Below are 25,594 nucleotides of genomic sequence, written 5' to 3' on the forward strand. Positions count from 1 at the left end.
CCGGGCCCGGCCTTCGTCGTCACAGAATCGTTTCACCAAAACCCCACCTGAAAAAGAGAGCTAAAGAGGTCACCGGTGACTAGCACCAAGCCAGTAGTACTCCTCGCTGAGGAACTTTCCCCCGCCACGATCGAGGCCCTTGGCCCGGACTTCGAAATCCGCCAAACCGACGGCGCGGACCGCTCCCAGCTGCTCTCCGCAATCGTCGACGTCGACGCCATCCTCGTGCGTTCAGCCACCCAGGTGGACGCCGAGGCAATTGCCGCAGCCAAGAACCTCAAGATCATCGCGCGTGCCGGCGTAGGCCTGGACAACGTGGACATCAAGGCCGCCACCCAGGCCGGTGTCATGGTGGTCAACGCCCCGACGTCGAACATCGTCTCCGCGGCCGAGCTGACGGTCGGCCACATCCTCAGCCTTGCCCGCCACATCCCGCAGGCCAGCTCCGCCTTGAAGGGCGGGGAGTGGAAGCGCTCCAAGTACACGGGCATCGAACTCTTCGAGAAGAAGATCGGCATCATCGGCCTCGGGCGCATCGGAGCGCTCGTCGCCGCCAGGCTGCAAGGCTTCGAGACCGAGATCCTCGCTTACGACCCCTACATCACCTCGGCCCGCGCGGCCCAGCTCGGCGTCAAGCTCGTCACCCTGGACGAGCTGCTGGAGAAGTCCGACTTCATCACCATCCACATGCCCAAGACCCCGGAAACCGTTGGCATGCTGGGCGCCGATGCCTTCAAGAAGATGAAGGAAACGGCCTACGTCGTCAACGTTGCCCGCGGTGGACTGATTGACGAAGAAGCCCTCCATGAGGCCTTGGAAGACGGCCAGATCGCCGGTGCCGGCATCGACGTCTTCGTCAAGGAGCCAAGCACCGAGCTTCCGTTCTTCGGCTTGGACAATGTCATCGTGACGCCGCACCTTGGTGCCTCCACGGACGAAGCCCAGGAAAAAGCCGGCGTCTCGGTAGCGAAGTCCGTGCGCCTCGCCCTCGCCGGCGAACTCGTCCCCGATGCGGTGAACGTTGCCGGTGGCGTGATCGCTTCCGACGTTCGCCCTGGAATCCCGCTGATCGAAAAGCTCGGCCGGATCTTCACGGCCCTGACACACGCCTCCCTGACCCAGATCGACGTCGAGGTGGCGGGCGAAATCTCCAGCCTGGACGTGAAGGTCCTCGAGCTGGCAGCGCTCAAGGGCGTGTTCGCCGACGTCGTGACCGAGCAGGTCTCCTACGTCAACGCACCCGTCATCGCCGAGCAGCGCGGCATCAACACCCGCCTGATCACGACGCCGGAAGCCGAGGACTACCGCAACGTCCTGACCATCCGCGGCGCACTCAGCGACGGCTCGCAGATCTCCGTGGCCGGCACGCTCACCGGACCCAAGCAGGTCCAGAAGCTCGTGGGCGTCAACGGCTACGACGTCGAGATCCCGATCAGCGAGCACCTCGTGGTCGTTTCGTATGCGGACCGTCCCGGCGTCATCGGAACCATCGGCCACATCCTGGGCATGAACAACATCAATATCGGCGGCATGCAGGTGGCGCGCCAGAGCGAAGGCGGCCAGGTCCTGGCGCTGCTCACGATCGACACCTCGGTCCCACAGCAGGTCCTTGAGGCCATCAAGGCAGGCATCGGTGCCGACATGGTTCGCGAAGTCGACCTGGAAGACTAGCATCCGAACCGTTTGAGCTAGAGAAGTGTGCCGCACTTCACATCGGCCACATATTGTTGGCCGGTCTGCCTACAATAGCTTGGTCCGAAATCCGGAACCGGCGGCAGGCCGGCCAATGACTCTCGCACGCACCCGGTGGATCCCTACTGCCTCGGCATGGTTCCAGGGACAGCAGTGTGCACACCCGCAATCCAGGACTCAGGGAGCCCTATGAACGCCGTCCAGAGGTTCATCCGAAGCCGTGTGCTTCTGTTGACCGCGGCCATTTTGATCGTCGCCATGTGTTTGTCCGTATTCATCCAGAGCCAGTCGCAGGCCGCACTGAACCGGACAGTGGATGAGAACTCCCGCGGCCTGTACGACATCCTGGTCCAGGCCAAGCCGGCGAATGCCAAGGACGGCGGGGCACTCCTCCAGCCGGACATCGCGAACGGCCAGGGCGGCATCAGCTTCCCGCAACTCGAGCAGATCCGCGGGCTGAGCGGCGCGGCAGTCGCGGCGCCCATCAGCCTCGTTTCCCGGGTGACGCAGAACCTGGAAACCCCGCGCCTCAACGCAATGGATTACCTTGGCTACAACGCGGGTCTGGCCGGCGGAGCCACCGCGGGGGATCCGACCGGGACGGACTCCAAGAGCTGGCCCGCGCCGGAATCCGTGCTTCCCGCGCAGCCCAAGAAGTACCGTTTGACCGCCACCGCCGTGAGCTCCGACGGAGTATCCCAGCAGACCCTCTTCCAGACCAGCGCTGAAGGCACCCTGGGCAAGGGGCAGGTCGTAGAGCAGCAGACTGCCGGTGGCAAGAGCATCCGGATCGCCGGACCCGCGGGGGAGACCGGCATCAAGTTTCCTGCCCCTGCCGGCGGCTCGGAACACAACCTCTTCAACCTTTCAGTAGCCCTGCCCATGGCTCCGCAGGTCACCGAGTCGGTCGTCGCCGTCGACCCGACCGCCGAACGCGCCCTTTTGGGCTCGGCCGGAGACTTCCTCGCACCGCTGCAAAAGGCGCCGCCGGCCGACACCCGCAACGCCGGCGCGATCGGCCGCTACTTCGAACAACTCTTCGCCAAGAGCCCTACCCAGCAGGAACTCCAAGAAGGCCCGGATTTCATGGGTGTCAAGCTCAAATACTGGGCCCCCCTCATGACCCAGTACCAGCAGGCAAAGCTGTCCGGCCAGATCACGGATGCCTCGCAGGCCATTCCTTTGATCGTCCGGCAGGGAACCTCGCTGGACTTGAAGTACTCGGTCCAGATCCAGGAAATCGATGCTTCGGGCAAGGTCGTCAATGACGTCGGCACCGTATCGCGCTCCTTGGACAAGGACTACCTGCCCTTCGTGTCGAAGTCGCCGTTCTCCTTGTCATGGCCAGGATCCACCGACCACAGCCAGCTGCTCGGTAACACGGGCAACTTCAGCCAAGGCCTGTACCAGCCGGCGCAGTGGAGCACGGACTTCGCCGCCGCACCCAAGTACAAGGACGGCGAAAAGTCCGCGAATGGCGCCGTCGGCAAGTCCGCCACCCCGGGAGACTGGGTTACCGTCAACAAGCTGCCCGAAAAGTCGGCCTTCGGGGCGATAGTCGACCAGAGCCAGCGCAAGCCGGTCGACGAGCGTTCGTACCGCGAGAACCTTGCCACCGGATCGAAGCCCGCGACCCCGCTGCCGATGGTCTACGGCACGTTCGATCCGGCCCAGATCCAGAAGGCAGCGGGCGACGTCAACAAACTGCCGTTGGGTGGCTACGACCCGGCCCCGATGACCCTCACAAAGGACGCTTCGGGTAATGACACAGCAGCCAAGGGCCTCAAGCCCTCGCTGAGTGCCACCGGCCTGGTCAGCCAGTCCGCAGGCGCCATCACCGACTACTACGGCCTTGCCGCAGCGCGCGGTTACGATTCCAACGCCAACGTCATCGACGCCGTCCGCGTCCGCGCCAGCGCGCCGGGCAACTGGAAGCAGGCCCAGCCCGAAGTCGACAAGCTCGCAGCCAAGATCCGCGACATGGGTCTCCAAGCCACTGTCGTGGCGGGCTCCGCCCGCGAAGACGCCAACATCTTCGTTCCGGGATACTCCAAGGACGACGCCGGCAAGGAATCCGCCCTGGGCACCGTCCAGCAGTCCTGGGTCCGGCAGGATGCCGCCGATGCCGTCTCCGGCTCCCTGACCGGCACAAATATCACGCTCCTCTTCCTGACGCTCTGCGGGGCCACCCTCCTGACCGGCGCTTCCACCGTCAGCTATATCCGCCAGCGGCGCAGCGAGGCCGGAATTCTCCGCGCCATGGGCTGGACCCAAAGGAAGATCCGACGTTGGGTCCTTGAAGAGTTCGGCATCGGAGCGGGCATCGTTGCGGTGGCAGGCATCGCGCTGAGCCTTTTGAGCTGGAACCTGGCCACTGTTATCGTTTCCGCGTCCGTGTTGCTCATTTACTGCGCTGCCGCCTACATCGCGGCCCAGCAATTGCGGCACCGCGACGTGGTCGACCAGGAACCCCAACACGATGAACGCCTGATCGCGGTGGATTCACCCCTCACGTTCGCGTACCGCCAACTGGTCACAAACCGTTTCAGCTCGGTGGCCCTGGCGATTGCCGTGGGTGTGTTCGGGGCTGCCGTCGGTGCGCTGATCGCCTTGCTCATCGACATCCCGCGTGCCGCCGGGGCCAGTGCCCTCAGCGGGCTCGCCTCCGCCACCATCGCTTTGCCGAGCATCATCCTGGCGGTGAGCGGTGTGCTCGTCGGCCTGGTCCTGACCTTGGTCACCGGTCGCTTCGAGCTCCGGTCCAGGCGCGAACAGCTTGGCACGCTCCGGGCCATGGGCTGGAACCCGGACATGCTGGGGCAGGTCCGCTTCTTTGAAAATGCCTTGGTCGGTGCAGCGGCCCTGATCCTGGGCGTCGTGGGGGCGCTGGGCCTGGGCCTGTTGCTCGCTCCTTATGCCGCACTTTGGGCCGCTTTGGCCGGAGTGGTGGCCGTCATCTGCTGGATCCCCATTGCAACGAAAGTGGTCAAATGACTGACAACCTCGAACCCGATCTGACCGCGACCACGGAATCCACCGAGGAGTCGTTCCAGACCCGCGCCAACACCATCGTGCGGTCCGCGGACCACGGGATGCCCCTTCAGTTGAGCAACATCACCATCCGCTATGGCGGCGACAAGGGCGGGGCAGAGCCGGTCACCGTCGTCGAGGACTTCAGCCTGACCCTGCACGCCGGTGAGATGCACTGCGTCGCCGGGCGAAGCGGCTCAGGCAAGACCAGCATCCTGACAGTGGGGGCGGGACTGACGCTTCCGACGTCGGGCAGGGTCCTGTGGGAGGGAGTCTCCCTCGAGACGATGGGCGATGACGAAATCGCCGACCGCCGCCGCGCGCTGATCGGGTACGTGGACCAGGGCGGCGCCCTGATCGACGGCATGAGCGCTTTGGAGAATGTGCTGTTGCCGGCCGTCCCGGACGGTGAAGTGGAGCAGCGCACCGAGATGGCCAAGGACCTGCTGGACCTGGTGGGGCTTGGCCGGCGCATGCGCCACCGTCCTGCGCAGCTGTCCGGCGGTGAGCGCCAGCGTGTCGCCATCGCCCGGGCCTTGATCCTGGGTACGCGGGTCCTGGTGGTGGATGAGCCGACGGCGAGCCTGGACCGCACTTCGGCCAACCGCATCATCAGCATCCTGAAGGACACCACCAGCGACGGTATCGCGGTACTGGTCGCCTCGCACGACCACGAGCTTGTCAGGCTCAGCGATACGCTGACTGAATTGAACTAAAGCCGATGCGTCCGGACCGGCCGTCACATGCGGCCGGTCCGGTCTTTCCATCTCCAAGAGAAGGTAACTTCGTAGAGTGACGTCTCCAGATAAACCCCCGTTCTACATCACGACCGCCATTACGTACCCGAACGGCGAGCCGCACATCGGGCATGCCTACGAGTACATCGCCACCGACGCTATGGCCCGGTTCAAGCGCCTCGATGGTTATGACGTGATGTTCCTGACCGGCACGGACGAGCACGGCATGAAGATTGCCCAGGCGGCGGAGAAGGAAGGGATCACGCCCAAGGAACTCGTCGACCGGAATGCCGAGATCTATAAGGCCGCCCACTCTGCGTTGGGGATCTCCTACGACCGGTTCATCCGCACCACGGATGCCGACCACTATGCTGCCTCCCGGGCCCTCTGGAAAAAGATGGAGGCCAAGGGGGACATTTACCTGTCCAAGTACGAGGGCTGGTATTCGGTCCGCGACGAGGCTTACTACACCGAGGACGAAACGGTACTGAAGGACGACGGCGTCCGCTACTCCCGCGTTACCGACACCGAAGTGACGTGGACCGCCGAGGAGAGCTATTTCTTCCGCCTGTCCGCCTACCAGGACAAGTTGCTGGCCTTGTACGAGGCGCAGCCGGAGTTCGGCGCCCCCCAATACCGCTTCAACGAAGTCATCAGCTTCGTCAAGCAGGGCCTCCAGGACTTGTCCATCAGCCGGACAACTTTCGACTGGGGTGTCCCGGTGCCGGGCAACGACAACCACGTCATGTACGTGTGGGTTGATGCGCTGACCAATTACTTGACGGGAGTCGGGTACCCGGATGCCGATTCGGAGGCGTTCCGTAAGTTCTGGCCCGCGGACGTCCACATCTTCGGCAAGGACATCTCCCGGTTCCATGCGATCTTCTGGCCCGCCTTCCTGATGAGCGCCGGCTTGGAACTGCCGAAACGCGTCATGATCCATGGCTTCCTGACCAACAATGGCGTCAAGATGTCCAAGTCCCTCGGCAACGTGGTGGCCCCCAAGGACTTCGTAGAGCAATACGGCCTGGACCAGGTCCGCTTCTTCTTCCTCCGCGAGGTTCCCTTCGGAGCCGACGGCAGCTACAACCACGAGGCGATCGTTGGCCGCATGAACGCCGACCTCGCGAACAACTTCGGCAACCTCGCACAGCGTTCGCTGTCCATGGTGGCCAAGAACTGCGAAGGGAAGGTCCCGGTCCCCGGAGAGTTCTCGGACGAGGACTCCGCACTGCTGGCCCAGGCCCGCGGACTGCTGGAAGTGGCTCGCGCCGCTTTCGACAAGCAGGAATTCAGCCGAGCCCTCGAAGCAATCTGGGCCGTCCTGGGCGACACCAACGCGTATTTCGCCGAGCAGGCCCCGTGGGTGCTGCGCAAGACCGACCCCGCCCGCATGAACACGGTCCTCTACGTCACGCTGGAGGTTGTCCGCATCGTGGCGATCCTCGCCCAGCCGGTCATGCCGACGTCGGCCGCCAAGCTCCTTGAGGTGCTGGGACAGCCCGACGGCGAGGCCCGCCAGTTCGCGGCCATCGCCACGCCGATCGTCCCCGGCACAGAGCTCCCGGCCCCGGTCCCGGTTTTCCCGCGTTACGAAGAGCCGGCTAACGCCTAGACCCCCGGCTGACTCCTAGACGCCCGGTCACATAGGGCGCCTTTTGGCCGGACCCCCGGTCACCTAAGGCCCCTTTTGGCCGGACGCCCGGTCACCTATGGCGTGTTTTGGCCGGACGCCCGGTCACCTATGGCGTGTTTTGGCCGGACGCCCGGTCACCTATGGCGGCTTTTGGGCGGACCCCCGGTCACTTATAGCGTGTTTTGGGTGGACCCCCGGTCACTTATGGCGCCTTTTGAGCGGACGCCCGGTCACCTAAGTCGCCTTTGCGGCAAACGCTCCCTCACCCTGCCGGGTGAGGGAGCGCTCCATTTAACCGTCGGGCCGGCTGGGGCATGGAGCCGCCCGATCGACGGTTCCAAGTGGTCCTGACGTACGGGCGAGTGCGGGTCCGCCCCTTGCAGGTAGCAGCCCGGACATGACGCCTCGGCCCCCGCATTTAATCGCGTAGCCGCCACTCGCGTTAACCAGACGCCCGAAACCTAGCCTGAAAGCAAGCGAATTGATGGCACTTTCTGGGGAGTAACTGTCAAAATTCATCTCGCTGGTTGAGGTCTCCCGTACTTGCTTTGCCTGGGTCTCGGAGACAGTTACTCCGCAAAGTCCGGTCAGTTCGAACCTGATGTGGTTGGAGGGACCGAAATGAAAAGAACTATTGCGACCCTGGGGGTCGTGGGCCTGGGCTTGCTGGGTGCCACGGTGTCGGCAAACGCTGCTCCCTCAGGCAAGATCACCATCTGCCATGCCACGCACTCGGCGTCGAACCCTTACGTAGAGGTGACCATCAGCTTGTCCGCGCTATCCGAACATACTACGGATACCAAGGACATCGTTCCCGCAAATGACGGCGAGTTCATGCCCCATGGACAAAACCTCACTCCGGAAAACATTGCCATCCTTAATGCTGGTTGCCGGGTGGCTGGCCTGCCGCCGGTCATTCCGCCGGTTATCAGTCCGACGAGTCCGCCGGTTATCAGTCCGCCGAGCCCGCCCGTGGATCCGGTGACGAGTCCGCCCGTGATAAGTCCGACAAACACGCCCGTGGATCCGGTGACGAGCCCGCCCGTGACTCCAAGTAGTCCGGCGGGTCCTGTCGAGCGAGTGGAGCCAGCGACGCCGGTCGTCAGTCCGGCAGTCCCGCCCGCCGCTGCGCCCACGACGCCGGTGCCGGCAGCCATAACTCCGGCAGCGCCCGCTGCGGCCGCCAACCCCGGGGCGGCCGGAGCCGCATCCGGCACTGCAGCCGCGCCCGAGGTTCCCATGACCAACGCGGGCTACAACGTCCAGACGGCCGTTGGCGGGAGGGCCGACGCAGGCATCCCCGCTTGGCTTGCCGGTCTGACTGGCCTCTTCGGTGCAGGAGCCGCGGTTGTAGTCGTAAGGAGCGGTGTGCGGGCACGAAAGGCCAGCCACTAAGCAAGCTCCTCAGGGTGCCGCAAGTCAGTGTGCGGCACCCTCCACCTGATCTGCTATCTCCGGGAGTGATCATGGCCCATCACCGCTTCGCGCGGCTGTCCCGCCCCGTGGCCATCCGTGGGCTGCTGATCACTTCAAGGGACCTACTCCTGTTGGCCCTTTGTATCGGGGGTCTGCTTGCATCCTGGCTGGTCTACGGCGTATCCGGTCCGGGGAATCCGGCTGTATCCGGCCTAGGGCGGAGTGCGCTTTCGACGGCGCCTCCGGCGAGCAAACCCGGGCCGGACAGCGCGCCAATCGGCGCTGCCGCCGCTGCTGAGGGAACACCCTTACCTGCGGCGTCGGCCCCGGTACGGGTCACCTACCCGGCGGTTGGCCTGGACGTGGCGGTTCATCCGCTGCGACCAGACCCTGCCAGCGGAGCCAGCATCGAGCCGCCGGAGACCTTGGACGGGTATTGGCTTAGCCCCTTCGGAACCCCCGGAGCGGGGTCGACGAATACCACGTACGTCATTGGGCACAGTTGGGAAGGGCTGGACGCGCCGTTCAACCACTTGAGCTCGGCGGCCGCCGCCGGCGACGTGCTCGACGTCGCCACCGCAACCGGGGTGATGACGTACAAGGTCGACTCCGTCACGACGTACACAAAATCGATGTTGAAAGACAGTCCGGTCTGGACGGCCATGCCCAACAGATTGGTCCTGATCAGCTGCTACACGCAGGATCTCTGGGGCAAGAACATCGTAGTGATCGCATCGCCCGTCACCGCACGGCAATCCCTCCTGAAAGCCGCGCCCGCCGGGAGGGGTTTTATGTGAGTGGGGGTCTGGTCGGGTGGGGTTTTATGTGAGTGGGGGTCTGGTCGGGTGGGGTTTTATGTGAGTGGGGGTCCGTCCGGGAGGGGTTTTATGTGATCGGGGGTCCGTCCGGGAGGGGTTTTATGTGACCGGGGGTCCGGTCGGGTGGGGTTTTATGTGAGTGGGGGTCCGGCCCGGAGGGGTTATATGTGACCGGGGGTCCGGCCCGGAGGGGTTTCATGTGATCGGGGGTCCGGCCGGGAGGGGTTATATGTGATCGGGGGTCCGGTCGGGAGGGGTTTTATGTGGCCGGGGGTCCGGTCGGGAGGGGTTATATGTGAGTGGGGGTCCGGCCGGGAGGGGTTATATGTGAGTGGGGGTCCGGCGGAGAAGGGTCGTGCTCGAATCGTGAGACGATTTTGACCAAAATGTGGATGCGTTGGCAATCTGAAACCATGAGCGCAACGCAACCCTCCGCAACGATCAACCTGGCTGTCATTCCCGGCGACGGCATTGGCCCCGAGGTCATTGCCGAAGCCCTCAAGGTCCTTGAAAAGGTTGTCGCCGAAGAGGGCGTGGCCTTGGAACAGACAGAATACAAGCTCGGAGCCCAGCACTGGCTTGAAACCGGCGAGACCCTCCCGGACGAGGTCCTGGCAGATCTGCGCACCCGGGATGCCATTCTGTTCGGCGCAGTGGGTGCAGCGCCGGGGGACACCCGCATTCCGTCCGGAATCATCGAACGCGAGCTGCTGCTCAAGCTCCGTTTCAGCCTCGACCATTTCGTGAACCTGCGCCCCTCGCGGCTCTACGGCACGGTGGGCAGTCCGCTGGCCAACCCTGGAACCATCGATTTCATCGTGGTCCGCGAAGGCACCGAGGGCCCGTATGTCGGCAACGGCGGCACGCTGCGCGGAGGGACGCCCCACGAGGTTGCCACCGAGGTCTCGCTCAACACGGCCCACGGCGTCGAGCGCGTTGTCCGCGACGCCTTCCGCCGCGCCAGCGAGCGTCCCCGCAAGCACGTCACCCTTGTCCACAAACACAACGTCCTGGTCTTCGCAGGCCACTTGTGGAAGCGCACTGTCGAGGCCGTGGCCAAGGAATTCCCCGAGGTCACCCACGACTACCTGCACATCGACGCTGCGACGATCTTCATGGTCACTGATCCTTCGCGCTTCGACGTGATCGTCACCGACAACCTATTCGGCGACATCATCACCGACCTCGCCGCGGCCATCACCGGCGGCATCGGGCTGGCAGCCTCGGGCAACATCAATATGGACCGCACCGCGCCCTCCATGTTCGAACCCGTCCACGGCTCCGCCCCGGATATCGCCGGACAGCAGAAAGCGGATCCAACCGCCGCCATCCTTTCCGCCGCCTTGTTGCTGGACCACCTCGGCTACACGGGCGCCGCCCGCAGGATCGAAGCCGCCGTCGTCGCCGACGTCGAAAGCCGCAACGGTGAAAGCCGCAGCACCGCTGCCATCGGTGATGCCATCGCTGCCGCGCTTTAGGGTCCGTACTGGCATCTGAGGGTCTGCGCCCGGGCGTAAGCTTTACTTGAATTATTTACTGCTGCCGTGGTCCGTCGCTGAACCATATCCTCCAAGAGATGGTTCGCTCTGCCTGGTAGCCGACTGGAGGAAACATGACTCAGACTGCCCACGGCGTCGAATTCAGCCAGCAGCTCTCGGAGACCCCGAAGTCTGCTGAGGAGCGTGCAGCTATCCTGGCAAACCCGGGATTTGGCGACTACTTCACCGACAACACCGTCATCGTCGACTACAGCGTTGACGCTGAGGGCAAGGGCGGCTGGCACAGTGCCCGCGTCGAGGCCTATGGACCGATTTCCCTGGATCCCTCGGCAGCAGTCCTGCACTACGGCCAGGAGATCTTCGAGGGCCTGAAGGCATACCGACACGCCGACGGCTCCATCTGGACGTTCCGTCCCGAGGCCAACGCCGCCCGCCTGAACAAGTCCGCACGCCGCTTGGCGCTCCCGGAGCTGCCGGAGGAGTACTTCCTCGGTGCCATCCGCGAACTGGTGCAGGCAGACAAGGAATGGGTTCCGTCCGGCGACGGCGAAGCCCTGTACTTGCGCCCGTTCATGATCGCGACGGAGGCGTTCCTGGGTGTCCGCGCCGCCCGCGAGGTCTCCTTCCGGGTCATTGCTTCTCCAGCCGGCAACTACTTCGGCGGCGAGCTCAAGCCTGTGTCCATCTGGATCTCGCGTGAATACGCACGCGCCGGGCGTGGCGGCACCGGTGCAGCCAAGTGCGGCGGCAACTACGCCGCGTCCCTGATTGCCCAGATGGAAGCCGAAGAGAACGGCTGCAAGCAGGTCCTCTTCCTGGACCCGTTCAACGACGACGCCGTCGAGGAACTCGGGGGCATGAACGTCTTCTTCGTGATGAAGGACGGCTCGCTCGCCACTCCCGCCCTCACCGGAACCATCCTCGAGGGCGTGACCCGCTCTTCCGTCATCCAGGTGGCGAAGGACATGGGCCGCGAGGTTTCCGAGCGGAAGATCACGCTGGACGAGTGGCGCGACGGGGTGGCCTCCGGCGAAATCGCGGAGGTCTTCGCTTGTGGAACCGCGGCCGTGATCACTCCGATCGGCGTGCTCAAGGACAAGACCGAGTTCATCGGCTCCGAGGACGCCAAGGCGGGCGAAACCACCATGGCCATCCGTGAGCAGTTGCTCGGCATCCAGACCGGAAAGGTCGAGGACAAGCACGGCTGGCTCACCCGCCTGGCCTAAGTCCCACCGGCTCCCAAGAAAGTGTCCGACGGCGGCCTCCCACTGCGGTGGGCGGGTCGCCGTCGCGGGTTAACCGGCAAGGGGGCTAACCGGCGAGCGGGCTAGCCGGTAAGCGGGCTGTTGCTCGGCTTGTCTTGCTGGATCCTCGGTCCAATGAGCGCTTCCATCTTGGCCTGCAGATACTGCTGGCCCGCGGCCGATGGGTGGTCGCCGTCGGGACCAATGAGGTCGGGGGCGTCGTTCATGATCCAGCCGAGGTCGATCGGATCAACGAACTCGGCGCCCGCTCGCAGTGCGGCCGCCTTGTCCTGGTCGCGGATGTCGAGCCTTTCCGGTTCGGGCGTGCTCGTGTATGACGGCGGCCCAACCACCACGATGTCGGCCTGGGGAGCGCGGGACTTGACCGAGGCGAAAGCCCGTGCAGCCGCAGCCTCGGTTTCTCCCGGGGAAGTGCCCATGTCGTTTTCGGAACCGAAGAACAGTACTAAGCGCGTCCCGTCCGTGACGGCCTCGTCCACTTGGGAACCGAAGGTTGATCCGTCCTCGCCTACGCTGACATAGCCGGCGCCATCCCGTGCGGCATTGACAATGGTCGTGTTGAACTGTCGAAAGCCGGGATCGTTCTCCACCAGCTTGGGCCAGGCGTCGAAAGGGGAGGTCCCGTGTCCGGTGCTGAGGGAATCTCCGATGATCACCACGGTGGGCCGGCCCGCGGACCGGGGTCCAGCATCCGAGGAACAGGCGCTGTAGGTGCCTAGAACGGAGAAGCAGACGATGGCGATCGCCATTGTCCGCAGGGATCTTCTTCGTCGGGTTCGGGTCTGCAACACTTCGCCTCCTCCTCCGCAACTGTCCCCATGTATCCGTACCGGTTCCTCTTCACCATGCTACGTCGTATGGCGTGCCCGCTTCGTGGCCCCGGGCATTCGTCCAAGGTCAGGCCGATTGGCGTGTGCCAAGATTGAGACGTGAATCCGGTCAATGACGCCACCTTGCACAACAGCAGTCACCTCACCCGCTCACTGCTTGCGCCCAATCCGGGTCCCATGAGCCTCGAGGGCACCAACTCGTACGTTATTTCCGCGCCGGGCGCTGCCGGGGTGGTCGTCGTCGATCCCGGCCCGCTCGATGAACCACACCTCGCCGCCCTGGCCGCCGCCGGAACAGTGGAACTCGTTCTCATCACCCACCGCCACAAGGACCATACCGAGGCGTCCGCCCGCTTCCACGAGCTCACCGGAGCACCCGTCCGTGCCGCGGATCCGGCCCACTGCCACGGCGGCGAACCGTTGCGCGACGGCGAGGTCATCGAGGCCGTCGGCGTTCAGATCCGGGTGCTTGCCACGCCGGGCCACACGTCGGACTCAGTCTGCTTCCACCTTCCGGGCGACGGGCCCGATGGCTCGGTGTTGACGGGCGATACCATCCTGGGGCGCGGCACCACCGTTCTGGACTATCCCGACGGTCGGCTGGGGGACTACCTCGCCAGCCTGGACACGCTTGAGAAGCTCGGTCCCGCGACGCTGTTGCCGGCGCACGGCCCCGTCCTGCCGGCCGTCGACGCCGTGTGCCGGGAGTACCGGGCGCACAGGGAGATGCGCCTGGACCAGATCCGGGAAGCCTTGGCGCGGCTCGGTGCGCAGGCCGGGGTCCAGGCCGTCACTGATGCGGTGTATCCCGACGTCGATCCTTCCGTGCGGTGGGCAGCTGAAACGTCGGTGGCGGCCCAACTGGACTACCTGCGCGGCTGACCGCGCGGGCTGCCCCGCGCGAGCCCGCAGCTCGCGGACGGTAGGCTAGCAACCATGCGTATCGCCCGGTTTGTTGTTGATTCTGATCCCGTCTACGGCGTCGTCGAAGGGGAGCCCGGCAGTGAAGTGATCACTGTCATCCACGGCGACCCTTTCTTCAACGGCGTCGAGCGGACTTCGGTCCGCCACAAGCTCGAAGACGTGCGCCTCCTGGCGCCCATCATTCCCCGCAGCAAGGTGATCGGCGTCGGACGGAATTTTGTCGAGCACGCCAAGGAGCTCGGCAACGAGGTGCCGCAGCAGCCGCTCCTCTTCCTGAAGCCGAACACCTCCGTCGTCGGCCCGAACGATCCGGTCGTGCTGCCCGAGTTCTCCGACGAAGTGTCGTTTGAAGCGGAACTGTGCGTCGTTATCGGGCGCATTTGCAAGGACGTCCCCGAAGACCGGGTGGACGACGTCATCTTCGGCTACACCTGCGGCAACGACCTGACGGCCCGCGATGTCCAGAAGACCGACCTGCAGTGGACCCGGGCCAAAGGCTTTGACACCTCCGCGCCGCTCGGACCCTGGATTGAGACCGAACTCGACCCCGAGGACCTGGCCATCAAGGGCTGGCTCAACGGCGAACTGCGCCAGGACGGCAGCACCAACCAGATGATCCGCGGCGTGCGTGAACTGGTGTCGGTGGTTTCGCAGGCGTTCACTCTGCTCCCGGGCGACGTCATCATGACGGGAACGCCCGCCGGCGTCGGGCTGCTCCAGGAGGGCGATCGCTACGAGATCGAGATCGAAGGCATCGGGCGGCTGTCCAACCCAGTGGTCCGCCGCTAGGCGATCCGAAGCGGAAGGTACGACGGCGGCCACTCACCTCTTTGGTGAGTGGCCGCCGTCGGGCGTTTCCGGCGGAGAAAGCGGAAGGGTTCCACGCGGTAAAGTTGGAACCACTATGACTACTGTTGCTGAGCCGAACTCTGCCGCCATTCCCGCCGTGAACGCCGAAACCCCGGTCCGCGTCCGGTTTTGCCCCTCACCTACGGGAACACCGCACGTTGGGCTGATCCGCACGGCCCTCTTCAACTGGGCCTACGCGCGGCACACCGGCGGCAAGCTGATTTTCCGGATCGAGGACACTGACTCGGCCCGCGACAGCGAGGAGAGCTACCACCAACTGCTTGAGGCGTTGAAGTGGCTCGGCATCGACTGGGACGAGGGCGTGGAGGTCGGCGGCCCGCACGAACCGTACCGCCAGTCGCAGCGCAGCGACATTTACCAGGACGTCATCGCCAAGCTCAAGGCCGGCGGTCACATCTATGAGTCGTACTCCACCCCGGAGGAGATCGAAGCACGGCACCGCGCCGCCGGCCGGGATCCGAAGCTTGGCTACGACGGCTTTGACCGCCACGTCACCGAGGAACAACTCGCCCAGTACAAGGCCGAAGGCCGCAGCGCCGTATTGCGCCTGCGCATGCCGGACGAAGACCTGACTTTCAACGACCTCGTGCGCGGGGAAATCACGTTCAAGGCCGGATCCGTGCCGGACTTCGCCGTGGTGCGCGCCAACGGGGCTCCGCTGTACACCCTCGTGAACCCCGTGGATGACGCACTCATGGGCATCACGCACGTCCTCCGCGGCGAAGACCTGCTCAGCTCCACCCCGAGGCAGATCGCCCTCTACCGGGCCCTTTACGCGATCGGCGTGGCTGAGTACATGCCAGAGTTCGGCCACCTTCCCTACGTCATGGGCCAGGGAAACAAGAAGCTTTCCAAGCGCGATCCGGAATCCAGCCTGTTCCTGCACCGCGAACGTGGCTTCATCCGTGAAGGACTGCTCAACTACCTCTCACTCCTGGGCTGGTCCCTGAGCGCTGATGAAGACATCTTCACCGTGGAGCAACTCGTGGCAAACTTCGACATCCACGACGTCCTGGGCAACCCTGCGCGCTTCGACCTCAAGAAGGCCGAGGCCATCAACGGCACCCACGTGCGGATGCTCGCGCCGGAAGATTTCCGCGAGAGGCTCGTGCCTTACCTGCGGGCCGCCGGCTTCGTGGGGGAGATCCTTACTCCGCGGCAGGAAGAGATTCTTGCCGAGGCCGCGCCGCTGGTCCAGGAACGGATCACCCTGTTGGGCGAAGCTCCCGAGATGCTCGCGTTCCTATTCAAGGCCGACGACGCGATCGACATCGCCGACGACGCACGCAAGGGACTCCCTGAGAATCTGGGCGAGGTCCTGGACGCCTCGCTCGCTGCGCTGGAACCCCTTGAGGACTGGACGGCAGAAGGCATCCAGGCAGCGCTCAAGCAAGCCTTGGTGGAGGATCTCGGACTCAAGCCGCGCCTCGCGTTCGGCCCGGTGCGCACAGCGATCTCCGGCCGCCGGATCTCGCCGCCGCTGTTCGAATCCATGGTCATCCTGGGCAAGGATTCCTCCCTTGCCCGCCTGCGCTCGTTCCGCGGCTAGTCCAGGCACACCGCGATGAGCGTACTGCACGAGTCATTCGGCACGGTCCGGGGTGTTCTCTTCGACATCGACGACACCCTGGTTGACCTTGAATACGCGATGACCACGGCCTTGCGTGATGTGAGCGAACACCTCCTGCCCGGCCTGGACCAGGCCGGGTGGGAGAAGTTCGGACGGATCTTCACGCATGAAACCACGCATTTCTATGACCGGTACCTCGCCGGCGAATTGACGTTCAACGAGCAGCGACTCCTGCGTGGCCGCGCTGCGCTGGGGCATTTCGGCGTGGAACTCGGGGGAGAGGACTCCCACACCTGGCTCAATGATTACTCGCGGCTGCAGCCGAGTTATGTCAGGGCCTTCAGTGATGTCGTGCCGGTCCTCGACGCCTTGGACGCTGCAGGCATCCCCTATGGTGCCGTGAGCAACAATGTCCACGATTACCAGCGGGTCAAGCTCGACAGCGCCGGACTCGCACGGGTCTCCGTCCTGGTGGGAACGGACACCGTCGGTGTGCCCAAGCCGGACCCTGCCATTTACCTGGAAGGGGTCCGGCGCTTGGGCTCCACTCCCTCGGAGACCCTCTTTGTCGGAGACAACCGCCTTCTTGACGCCGACGGCGCGAACGCGGCCGGGTTGCAGGGCATCTGGCTGAACCGTACCGGCGAGCTGGCCCCCGATTTTTCCGGGCGCGAAATAGATTCCCTGACCCGGCTGCTCGCCTGAGGCTCCTCCGGCTGAACGCCCACACGGCCGCGGTCAGGTGCGGATCGGGCGGGCACGCGGCGGGTGCGTTCGATTTGTGCGCATCGGAAGTCTCGGGTAAAGTAATTACTCGTGCTGAGGGGCACGGAGCGCAGGTTTAGGCCAGCGAATCCGGCCTAAAAGCGCCAATGGGATATGGTGTAATTGGCAACACTACGGTTTCTGGTACCGTCATTCTAGGTTCGAGTCCTGGTATCCCAGCTCTAAATAATCCGCGGATTTATGCGGGAATTTGGAGTTTCAAAACGGCTTGCCGATTTGAAACAATGCTGATTGTGTGAAATACTCATTCAGCTTGAATGCCGGAATCGGTATTCAAAAAGCAGCAGCAAAGTGCAAGGCCCCATCGTATAGCGGCCTAGTACGCCGCCCTCTCACGGCGGTAACGCGGGTTCGAATCCCGCTGGGGTCACCAATGAATCCCCCGGAACCAACAGGTTCCGGGGGATTTTTTGTTTCGCGATATCGGGGCGCCGTAGCTTTCTCCCCGGGTTTGGCGCACAAAAGCCCTGGAATGGGGCAACACGCAGTGTCGCCGGGCCCTTTCCTCGGCAAAGGTGGGGAGAATCGTGCGGCGGGCTAGCTGGTCTTCCGGAGAGCTTCTGCGGCGTCCCTGACCTTGATCAGCGTCCGGAGGTTCCGTGTGGTGGTACTCGCCTTGTAGCGGGCCTTCGAGGAGAGCTTGCTGAAGGGGCTGTCCAACGTTCCTCCCGCCGGGGCAAGCCACGCCGACGCCTCAGGACCTAGCCGGACTTGCTCGACGCCGCCATCACCAGGGGTGCCGAGGGCGGCGCCGGCGTCGAACAACTCGTCCAGCATGGCCTTGTCCGAGGTGAGGGTGACGTAGCTGTGCGTGGCTTTATCGTCGGCGGGATAGGGGCAGGCATCCACCAGTTGGGCTATCCTTTCGGCGGTCAGGACCACCACCCAGGCGTCATAGCCGAATGCTTCCCGCAGGCACTTTTCGAACTGTTCCTTGACTCCCGCGGCGTCGAGCGCGCTCCGGAGCACCACGTTGCCGCTGGCCAGCAAGGTCTTGACGTCGGTGAACGGGTACGCCTTGAGGGCTGCCTTGAGGTCCGCCATCTTGATGTTGATCCCGCCCACGTTGATCCCGCGCAGGAACACGGCAAAGCTCTCCATGCGCCCACCCTACAACGGCGGTAGGGCCGAAGGCGCCAGGGGTTGTTATCGCGCTCAGTCGTTGTTCTTGCGCAGGGCTTCGGTGAGTATCCGGGCGGCGTTGCAGACGACTTCGGCATGCAGGCGTCCGGGCTGGCGGGTCAGCCGCTCGATCGGGCCCGAGATGGACACCGCGGCAATGACCCGGCCGGACGGGCCGCGGACGGGTGCGGAGACCGAGGCGACGCCGGGCTCGCGTTCGCCGAGGCTCTGTGCCCAGCCCCGGCGTCGTACTCCTGCCAGGACCGTCGGCGTGAACCGGGCATTCTGGAGTCCGTCCAAGAGGCGGTCGTGGTCTTCCCATGCCAGCAGGACCTGGGCGGCGGAGCCGGCCTTCATGGAAAGCTGCGTGCCCACGGGGATCGTGTCACGCAGGCCGATCGGGCGTTCGGCTGAGGCAACGCAGACGCGCCAGTCGCCCTGGCGCCGGAAAATCTGGGCGCTTTCTCCGGTGGCGTCGCGCAACTGGATGAGGACGGGGCCGGCGGATGCGATGAGCCGGTCTTCGCCCGCCGCCGAGGCGAGTTCGACAAGGCGGCTGCCGAGGACAAAGCGCCCTTGGATGTCGCGGCTCACGAGCCGGTGGTGGACCAGTGCCAGCGCCAAGCGGTGCACCGTGGGGCGGGCCAGCCCTGTTGCTGCCACAAGTTGCGCCAAGGTGGTTGGCCCCGCCTCAAGTGCGTCGAGCACTTGGGCCGCTTTATCGATGACACCGACTCCACTAGAATTGTCCATGTAATGATATTGCCGTCTCAATATCTGAGATGCAAGTTGTTTCGCTGGCGCAGTCCGGCTCGCTGATGTTCAGTTGAAGTAGTCAAGCCAACCGCAGTGAAGGGAGCAGGCCGTGGGAAAGACACTGGCCGAGAAAGTCTGGGACGCGCACGTGGTGCGCAAGGGCGACGGCGAAGGAGCCAACGCCCAGCCCGACCTTCTGTTCATTGACCTGCACCTCGTGCACGAGGTGACCTCGCCGCAGGCCTTCGAGGGCCTTCGCCTGGCGGGCCGCCAGTTGCGCCGCCCCGACCTCACCATTGCCACCGAGGACCACAACACGCCGACGCTGGACATCGACAAACCGATCGCCGATCTGACCAGCCGCACGCAGATCCAGACCCTGCGCAACAACTGCAAGGAGTTCGGCGTCCGCCTGCACTCGCTCGGCGACGCCGAACAAGGCATTGTGCACGTTGTCGGCCCGCAGCTGGGCCTCACCCAGCCCGGCATGACGGTTGTCTGCGGAGACTCCCACACCTCCACCCACGGTGCCTTCGGAGCACTCGCGATGGGAATCGGCACTTCCGAGGTAGAACACGTCATGGCCACCCAGACGCTGTCCCTCAAGCCGTTCAAGACCATGGCCATCAATGTTGAAGGCACCCTGCGCCCGGGGGTTTCGGCGAAGGACATCATCCTCGCTGTCATTGCCAAGATCGGCACCGGCGGCGGGCAGGGCTATGTCCTGGAGTACCGCGGCTCGGCGATCCGTGCGCTGTCGATGGAGGCGCGCATGACCATCTGCAACATGTCGATCGAGGCCGGCGCCCGGGCGGGCATGGTGGCTCCGGACGAGACGACCTACGCGTACATGTTGGGCCGCCCGCACGCCCCCCAGGGCGCCGAGTGGGACGCCGCCGTCGAGTACTGGAACACCCTGCACACCGACGAAGACGCCGCTTTCGACGTCGAGGTGGACCTCGACGCCGACACCTTGGAGCCGTTCGTGACGTGGGGGACTAATCCGGGCCAGGGCGTTTCGCTCAGCGAGGCGGTGCCGTTCCCCGAGGACTTCGCCGACGAGAACGCCAAGCTGGCGGCCGAGCGGGCACTGCAGTACATGGGACTGGAAGCAGGGACGCCGATGAAGGACATCCGGGTGGACACGGTCTTCCTCGGATCCTGCACCAACTCGCGAATTGAGGATCTCCGTGCGGCCGCCGATGTCATCCGCGGACGTGAAAAGGATCCGAAGGTCAGGATGCTGGTGGTTCCCGGCTCGGCGCGCGTCCGGCTGGAGGCCGAAGCAGAGGGTCTGGACAAGGTCTTCAAGGAATTCGGCGCCGAATGGCGCTTCGCCGGCTGCTCCATGTGCCTGGGCATGAACCCGGACCAGCTGGAACCGGGGGAGCGCTGCGCCTCCACCTCGAACCGCAACTTCGAGGGCCGCCAGGGCAAGGGCGGCCGCACCCACCTGGTTTCGCCGGTGGTCGCCGCAGCCACGGCAGTACGGGGAACGCTGAGCTCGCCCTCGGACTTGGAACCCGCCTCTGTCTCCGCATCCACCACCACCGACGCCGCCTAGGAGGGCCCCATGGAAAAGTTCACCACCCACACCGGCATCGGTGTCCCCCTGCGCCAGAGCAATGTGGACACGGACCAGATCATTCCCGCGGTCTACTTGAAGCGGATCACCCGTACCGGTTTTGAGGACGCCCTGTTCTCCGCTTGGCGCAAAGACCCCGCCTTCATCCTGAACCAGGAACCCTTCAACGCCGGCTCCGTGCTCGTGGCCGGACCCGATTTCGGTACAGGTTCATCCCGCGAGCACGCAGTCTGGGCGCTGAAGGACTACGGTTTCAAAGCCGTCCTCTCCTCCCGGTTCGCGGATATCTTCCGCGGCAACTCGGGAAAGCAGGGCCTCCTTGCCGCCCAGGTGGCACAGGACGACATCGAGCTGATCTGGAAGGAGCTCGAGAACCACCCGGGCACCCAGGTCAAGGTGGACCTCGTGTCCAAAACCGTCGAGTGCGGGAACATCGTGGCTCCCTTCGAGATCGACGACTACACGCGCTGGCGCCTTCTGGAAGGCCTGGACGACATCGGACTGACCCTCCAGCATGAGGAAGACATCACGGCCTACGAGGCCACACGGCCTTCCTTCAAGCCGAAGACCCTCCCGGCGCGCACCCAGTAAGCCCAAACGCACCCAGTAGCTATCGCACCATCTAAAGACTGGCGCACCTTGTAAGGACCGGCGCACCCGAACGAGCGGGTGCGCCGGTCCTTTTGATGTGCTTTTCCGGTTTCGGCGGGTTCTGTTCATGGTGTGATCCCCGCGTTGCGCAGCTTAGACAAGAGCTCGGCCCCGTCTTTCGCCGCGGGCCACATCCATCGGACCACGGTCAGTCCCGTTGCCCTTAGACGGTCCTCCCGGATCTTTTCGGCCTTCAGCACGTCTTCCGGGCTGCGTCCGGCCAGGAACTCGCCCCGACTATATTTCGCCCAACCATCGAACTCGCCCACGACGCCATGGTCCCGCCAGTAGAAGTCCGAATATCCGATCAGTCCTTGTGCGTCGCGATGCGCCGCCTGCAGCTCGGGCTTAGGAAGTCCGGCCAGTATCATCACCGCACGGCTCAGCGATTCTCCTGGCGAACCGGACGCGGGATCAGCTGCCGCAAGTATCCGCTGCACTCGCCGTTGCTTAACATTGCTCAGACCACGGAGGCGGGAAAGGACTCTTTCGCCGAATTCTTCCGGCGACCGTCCCGATTGCCTCCAGAATGATGCTGCACGATCCGCGGCGGGCAAGGATCCAGTAAGGGGCAACATGGCGGCCAGGTTCCCGATGGTCTGCTCCATGGAGGTAACCCGGAGGCCGTGCAGCATCACAACGTCGCACTCATCCGGCACGGCCAGGCGGCGCCTGATGCCATTCCGGGACCTGCCGCCGCCTGGACCCGGCATGACCAGCGTCTCGACTTCCTCGGGCACCTCGATCAGCGGGAGGTCCCACACCGACGCTGCTGATTGGCCGCAGAAGAGCGGTGGCTTGCGGGCAGCGTCGTTCACGGCCTGGATTTTGACGCGGAACTGCTCCCACGGTTCCAACTCCGTCCAGCGGCTGGCCGGAAGGTACAAGCCCCGGCGGATCCGTACCAGTTCGTTGCGCCGGGCCATTCTTGCAACCGTGCGCCCTCCGTGGTCGTCGTTCGGGTCGGAATGCGGGGTTATCCATGGATCGGGCCGGAAAGGTGGCATGGCTCCAGCATTGCGGGCACCACGCCCGGTCCCCAGCCCGCCGTCGTCGTATGTGGAAAAGTCCCGCGAACATCGACGTTCCCGCGCCCGCCCGAGCCACATCCGGCACCGCGAAACCCGTCCACGCCACGCCCCGCCATTTCGAATCGGTAACGTCAGCTTTTATGCTTAGCTGGAGCCTTCGTAAGTGTGGGGGCGTCAACTCGTGAGGAAACCGGTATAGATGAGTAGTGTTCTGACAATCCGCGGCGGCGTCCCTTTGACTGGCCGTGTCACCGTCAGAGGTGCCAAGAACCTTGTTCCCAAGGCCATGGTGGCTTCCCTCCTCGGCAACGAACCGTCGGTGCTGCGGAACGTCCCGGAAATCAAGGACGTCGAGGTAGTCACCAGCCTCTTGCAGCTCCACGGTGTGACTGTGCAGAAGGATCCCGTCACCGGCGATCTCACTCTGGACCCCAAGAATGCGAAGACGGCTTCGAGCACGGCGATCGACGCCCACGCCGGCGACTCCCGCATTCCGATCCTTCTGTGCGGTCCGTTGATCCACGCCATCGGCGAAGCATTCATCCCCGATCTGGGCGGCTGCAAGATCGGCGACCGGCCCATCGACTACCACCTGAACGTGCTCCGCCAGTTTGGCGCCGTCGTTGAAAAGCGCCCGGGTGGCATCCACATCGCCGCTCCCAAGGGCCTCCACGGCGCCAAGATCTCCCTTCCGTACCCGTCGGTGGGAGCCACGGAACAGGTCCTGCTGAGCGCCACGCGCGCCAAGGGCATCACCGAACTCAGCGGTGCCGCCACCGAACCCGAGGTCATCGACCTCATCGCGGTGCTACAGAAAATGGGCGCCATCATCAGCGTCCAGACGGACCGCACCATCAGGATTGAGGGCGTCAAGGACCTGGGTGGCTACGACCACCGGGCACTGGCAGACCGCAATGAATCGGCATCGTGGGCTTCGGCGGCCTTGGTGACCCGTGGAGACATCTTCGTGGAGGGCGCTTCCCAGCGGGACATGATGACTTTCCTCAACACCTACCGCAAGGTGGGCGGCGGAATGGATATCCGCGAGGACGGCATCCGTTTCTACCACCCTGGCGGAAAGCTGACCCCGCTCGTCCTTGAGACGGATGTGCACCCCGGCTTCATGACCGACTGGCAGCAGCCCCTGGTGGTCGCCCTGACCCAGGCTGAAGGCGTGTCGATTGTCCACGAAACCGTGTACGAAAACCGATTCGGCTTCACCGATGCGCTGACCCGGATGGGCGCAACGATCCAGGTCCACCGCGAATGCCTTGGAAGCGTGCCGTGCCGCTTCGGCCAGCGCAACTTCCTGCACTCCGCCGTCGTCTCGGGACCCACTCCGCTCAAGGGCACAGACATCGACATCCCCGACCTCCGTGGCGGATTCAGCCACCTTATTGCGGCACTCGCCGCGACCGGCACCTCCAGGGTGACCGGGATCGACATCATCAACCGCGGCTACGAGCGATTCACCGAAAAGCTCGCCGGCCTGGGCGCCGATTTCGACCTCACCGAATCCAAGTAACGGGGGATACCTTGAAGGAACCGGCCCAGAGCCGAGCCATGTTCGCTGTTCTTGCGGGAATCGCACGACCAATCATGAACATCCTCATGGCAAAGAAGTGGGAGGGGACCGAAAAGCTCCCCGCAGGCGGCTTCATCGCTGCTCCGAACCACTGCACGGAGATCGACCCCATCGTTGTAGGGCACATGCTCTACAACATGAAGCGCCCGCCGCACTTCCTCGCGAAGGCCGGACTCTTCAAGGCTCCAGTCCTCGGCACCCTGTTGCGCGCCACGAGGCAGATCCCCGTGGAGCGCTCGACGACGGGTGCGAACCGTTCGCTGCAGGCCGCCCAGGAAGTGGTGGATGCAGGCGGCGCCATCATCATCTATCCGGAGGGTACCCTGACGCGCGATCCGGATCTGTGGCCGATGAAGGGCCACACCGGCGCCGCCCGCCTGGCAATCCAGACGGGCGCCCCAGTGGTTCCCATTGCCCATTGGGGTGCCCATGAGGTGTTCCCCCGCTACGCCAAACGCTTCCATGTGTTCCCGCGGAAGACCTCCCGCATCCTGGTAGGCGATCCCGTGGACCTCAGCGCTTTCCAGGGCCGGCCGCTGGACCGGGCCACCCTGATTGAGGCCACGGACATCATCATGGATGCCATTACGGATCTCCTTGCTTCCTTGCGCGGGGAAGAACCGCCCAAGGAACGGTGGGACCCGGCCGCCCACAACCAGGCGAAGCACGGCCGCTTCCAAGCGACTGAAGGAAACCCGGGCACCAACGGTACGGACGGGCCGAAGTGACGTCCGGGGAAGACCTTGTCGCCGACAAAGGTGCCGACAAAGGTGTTGTGGCCGTGCTCGGCGCGGGATCCTGGGGCACTACATTCGCAAAGGTCCTGGCGGATGCCGCACACGCGACCGGTGCGGAGCGGGCTATCCGCATTTGGGGGCGCCGGGAAGAAGTAGTTGCGCAGATCAACGCGGAGCACCGCAATGCGCAGTACTTGAAGGACGTTCCGCTGCCCGACTCCATCACGGCCTCGACCGATGTGGCCGAGGTCCTCGCGGGTGCCGGGGTGGTGATCCTGGCTGTGCCGGCGCAGTCGCTTCGGCTTCAACTGCGCAAGTGGAAACCACTGGTGGCCCCCGGCGCGGTGGTTGTTTCCCTCATGAAGGGGCTTGAACTCGGTACCGATTCGCGCATGAGCCAAGTCATTTCCGAGGAACTCGACATTCCGCAGGAACGCGTGGCCGTCGTTTCGGGCCCCAACCTGGCAATGGAGATCGCGCGACAGGAACCGACGGCGTCCGTCGTGGCCTGCAGCGACGAAGCGACAGCTGCATCGTTCGCGCTCTACTGCACCGCACCGTACTTCCGCCCGTACACGAGCAACGACGTGGTGGGCGTCGAAATCGGTGGAATCGTGAAAAACGTGATCGCCCTCGCCGTCGGGATTTGCGAAGGCAAGCAGATGGGCGACAACACCAAGGCCTCGGTGATCACGCGCGGCCTCGCGGAGACTACGCGGCTGGCTCTTGCCCTTGGCGGCGAGGCGCACACCATGGCCGGCCTGGCCGGACTGGGCGACCTCGTTGCCACCTGTTCCTCGCCGCTCTCGCGGAACCACACGGCCGGCCGTTTGCTGGGCGAAGGCCACACCCTCGAGCAGGTCACCGAGCGCATGACCCAGACGGCGGAAGGCATCAAATCCGGGTACGCTGTCTACGAACTGGCCGGAAAACTCGGTGTCGACATGCCGATCACCGCGGCCGTAGTAGCCGTCCTCGAAGGCAAACTGTCCGTTGATGAACTTGGGCCCAAACTCCTGGCCCGCTCCCTGAAGTCCGAAGGCGATTACTGACT

General features: G+C 64.5%; 21 protein-coding genes and 2 tRNA genes. 19 read left to right on the forward strand and 4 right to left on the reverse strand.

Annotation, left to right across the window (positions count from 1 at the left end; all coding sequences use genetic code 11):
* The first annotated feature begins 75 nt into the window (after positions 1 to 75).
* From serA to L0B83_RS09160, 8 genes are all read left to right on the forward strand, one after another.
* Positions 76 to 1,671, forward strand: coding sequence for a phosphoglycerate dehydrogenase (serA, locus tag L0B83_RS09125; protein WP_234758092.1), 1,596 nt, complete (start codon positions 76 to 78; stop codon positions 1,669 to 1,671).
* A gap of 210 nt (positions 1,672 to 1,881) precedes the next feature.
* Positions 1,882 to 4,686 carry an ABC transporter permease gene (locus tag L0B83_RS09130; RefSeq protein WP_234758093.1) on the forward strand — a complete coding sequence of 935 codons (2,805 nt, stop codon included), beginning with the start codon at positions 1,882 to 1,884 and terminating at the stop codon, positions 4,684 to 4,686.
* The gene (locus L0B83_RS09135; protein WP_234758094.1) at positions 4,683 to 5,438 is read left to right on the forward strand and encodes an ABC transporter ATP-binding protein; all 756 of its coding nucleotides are present in this window, start codon (positions 4,683 to 4,685) and stop codon (positions 5,436 to 5,438) included. The genes L0B83_RS09130 and L0B83_RS09135 overlap by 4 nt, the downstream gene beginning before the upstream one ends.
* Positions 5,439 to 5,514: 76 nt before the next feature.
* Positions 5,515 to 7,074: a methionine--tRNA ligase gene (metG, locus tag L0B83_RS09140; RefSeq protein ID WP_234758095.1), complete on the forward strand. Its 1,560-nt coding sequence runs from the start codon at positions 5,515 to 5,517 to the stop codon at positions 7,072 to 7,074.
* 642 nt (positions 7,075 to 7,716) lie between these two features.
* The gene (locus L0B83_RS09145; RefSeq protein WP_234758096.1) at positions 7,717 to 8,490 is read left to right on the forward strand and encodes a hypothetical protein; all 774 of its coding nucleotides are present in this window, start codon (positions 7,717 to 7,719) and stop codon (positions 8,488 to 8,490) included.
* 71 nt (positions 8,491 to 8,561) lie between these two features.
* Complete coding sequence (locus tag L0B83_RS09150) at positions 8,562 to 9,308, forward strand: class F sortase (RefSeq protein ID WP_234758097.1); 747 nt, start codon at positions 8,562 to 8,564, stop codon at positions 9,306 to 9,308.
* Between the two features lie 434 nt (positions 9,309 to 9,742).
* A complete protein-coding gene (locus tag L0B83_RS09155; protein WP_372461179.1) occupies positions 9,743 to 10,807 on the forward strand; it encodes a 3-isopropylmalate dehydrogenase in 1,065 nt (354 codons plus the stop codon).
* 134 nt (positions 10,808 to 10,941) lie between these two features.
* A complete protein-coding gene (locus tag L0B83_RS09160; protein ID WP_234758099.1) occupies positions 10,942 to 12,054 on the forward strand; it encodes a branched-chain amino acid aminotransferase in 1,113 nt (370 codons plus the stop codon).
* Positions 12,055 to 12,155: 101 nt separating this feature from the next.
* Here the strand turns inward: L0B83_RS09160 and L0B83_RS09165 are convergent, their stop codons facing one another.
* The gene (locus tag L0B83_RS09165; RefSeq protein ID WP_234758100.1) at positions 12,156 to 12,842 is read right to left on the reverse strand and encodes an SGNH/GDSL hydrolase family protein; all 687 of its coding nucleotides are present in this window, start codon (positions 12,840 to 12,842) and stop codon (positions 12,156 to 12,158) included.
* 180 nt (positions 12,843 to 13,022) lie between these two features.
* On the opposite strand from L0B83_RS09165, the gene L0B83_RS09170 reads away from it, so the two are divergent.
* The 6 genes from L0B83_RS09170 (at position 13,023) to L0B83_RS09195 (ending at position 17,446) form a co-directional block, all read left to right on the forward strand.
* Positions 13,023 to 13,805, forward strand: coding sequence for an MBL fold metallo-hydrolase (locus tag L0B83_RS09170; protein ID WP_234758101.1), 783 nt, complete (start codon positions 13,023 to 13,025; stop codon positions 13,803 to 13,805).
* Positions 13,806 to 13,859: 54 nt separating this feature from the next.
* Positions 13,860 to 14,636: a fumarylacetoacetate hydrolase family protein gene (locus L0B83_RS09175; RefSeq protein ID WP_234758102.1), complete on the forward strand. Its 777-nt coding sequence runs from the start codon at positions 13,860 to 13,862 to the stop codon at positions 14,634 to 14,636.
* 115 nt (positions 14,637 to 14,751) lie between these two features.
* Positions 14,752 to 16,266, forward strand: a complete 1,515-nt coding sequence (gltX, locus tag L0B83_RS09180; protein ID WP_234758103.1) for a glutamate--tRNA ligase — start codon at positions 14,752 to 14,754, stop codon at positions 16,264 to 16,266.
* Positions 16,267 to 16,281: 15 nt separating this feature from the next.
* Positions 16,282 to 16,992, forward strand: a complete 711-nt coding sequence (locus L0B83_RS09185; protein ID WP_234758104.1) for an HAD family hydrolase — start codon at positions 16,282 to 16,284, stop codon at positions 16,990 to 16,992.
* Positions 16,993 to 17,160: 168 nt separating this feature from the next.
* Positions 17,161 to 17,232 (forward strand) — tRNA-Gln (locus L0B83_RS09190).
* A gap of 138 nt (positions 17,233 to 17,370) precedes the next feature.
* Positions 17,371 to 17,446, forward strand: a tRNA-Glu gene (locus tag L0B83_RS09195).
* Between the two features lie 164 nt (positions 17,447 to 17,610).
* Here the strand turns inward: L0B83_RS09195 and L0B83_RS09200 are convergent.
* Both L0B83_RS09200 and L0B83_RS09205 read right to left on the reverse strand, forming a co-directional pair.
* Positions 17,611 to 18,174: a DUF1697 domain-containing protein gene (locus L0B83_RS09200; protein ID WP_234758105.1), complete on the reverse strand. Its 564-nt coding sequence runs from the start codon at positions 18,172 to 18,174 to the stop codon at positions 17,611 to 17,613.
* Positions 18,175 to 18,228: 54 nt separating this feature from the next.
* Positions 18,229 to 18,948 carry an IclR family transcriptional regulator gene (locus tag L0B83_RS09205; RefSeq protein ID WP_234758106.1) on the reverse strand — a complete coding sequence of 240 codons (720 nt, stop codon included), beginning with the start codon at positions 18,946 to 18,948 and terminating at the stop codon, positions 18,229 to 18,231.
* Between the two features lie 112 nt (positions 18,949 to 19,060).
* On the opposite strand from L0B83_RS09205, the gene leuC reads away from it, so the two are divergent.
* Positions 19,061 to 20,515: a 3-isopropylmalate dehydratase large subunit gene (gene leuC, locus L0B83_RS09210; protein WP_234758107.1), complete on the forward strand. Its 1,455-nt coding sequence runs from the start codon at positions 19,061 to 19,063 to the stop codon at positions 20,513 to 20,515.
* Positions 20,516 to 20,524: 9 nt separating this feature from the next.
* On the forward strand, positions 20,525 to 21,127 hold the full coding sequence (leuD, locus tag L0B83_RS09215; protein ID WP_234758108.1) for a 3-isopropylmalate dehydratase small subunit: 603 nt from the start codon (positions 20,525 to 20,527) through the stop codon (positions 21,125 to 21,127).
* A 125-nt stretch (positions 21,128 to 21,252) separates the two neighbouring features.
* Here leuD and L0B83_RS09220 read toward each other — a convergent pair whose 3' ends face one another.
* Positions 21,253 to 22,113, reverse strand: a complete 861-nt coding sequence (locus L0B83_RS09220; RefSeq protein WP_234758109.1) for a hypothetical protein — start codon at positions 22,111 to 22,113, stop codon at positions 21,253 to 21,255.
* 304 nt (positions 22,114 to 22,417) lie between these two features.
* On the opposite strand from L0B83_RS09220, the gene murA reads away from it, so the two are divergent.
* From murA to L0B83_RS09235, 3 genes are read left to right on the forward strand one after another with little or no spacing between them, the layout of a single operon-like run.
* Positions 22,418 to 23,743, forward strand: coding sequence for a UDP-N-acetylglucosamine 1-carboxyvinyltransferase (murA, locus tag L0B83_RS09225; RefSeq protein WP_234758110.1), 1,326 nt, complete (start codon positions 22,418 to 22,420; stop codon positions 23,741 to 23,743).
* An 11-nt stretch (positions 23,744 to 23,754) separates the two neighbouring features.
* The gene (locus L0B83_RS09230) at positions 23,755 to 24,531 is read left to right on the forward strand and encodes a lysophospholipid acyltransferase family protein (protein ID WP_234758111.1); all 777 of its coding nucleotides are present in this window, start codon (positions 23,755 to 23,757) and stop codon (positions 24,529 to 24,531) included.
* Entirely contained in the window at positions 24,528 to 25,592 is a 1,065-nt protein-coding gene (locus L0B83_RS09235; protein ID WP_234758112.1) for an NAD(P)H-dependent glycerol-3-phosphate dehydrogenase, read from the forward strand. Before L0B83_RS09230 ends, L0B83_RS09235 begins: the two co-directional genes overlap by 4 nt.
* The last annotated feature ends 2 nt before the right edge of the window (positions 25,593 to 25,594 follow it).

The organism is Arthrobacter alkaliphilus (assembly GCF_021483235.1).
Lineage (GTDB): Bacteria > Actinomycetota > Actinomycetes > Actinomycetales > Micrococcaceae > Arthrobacter > Arthrobacter alkaliphilus.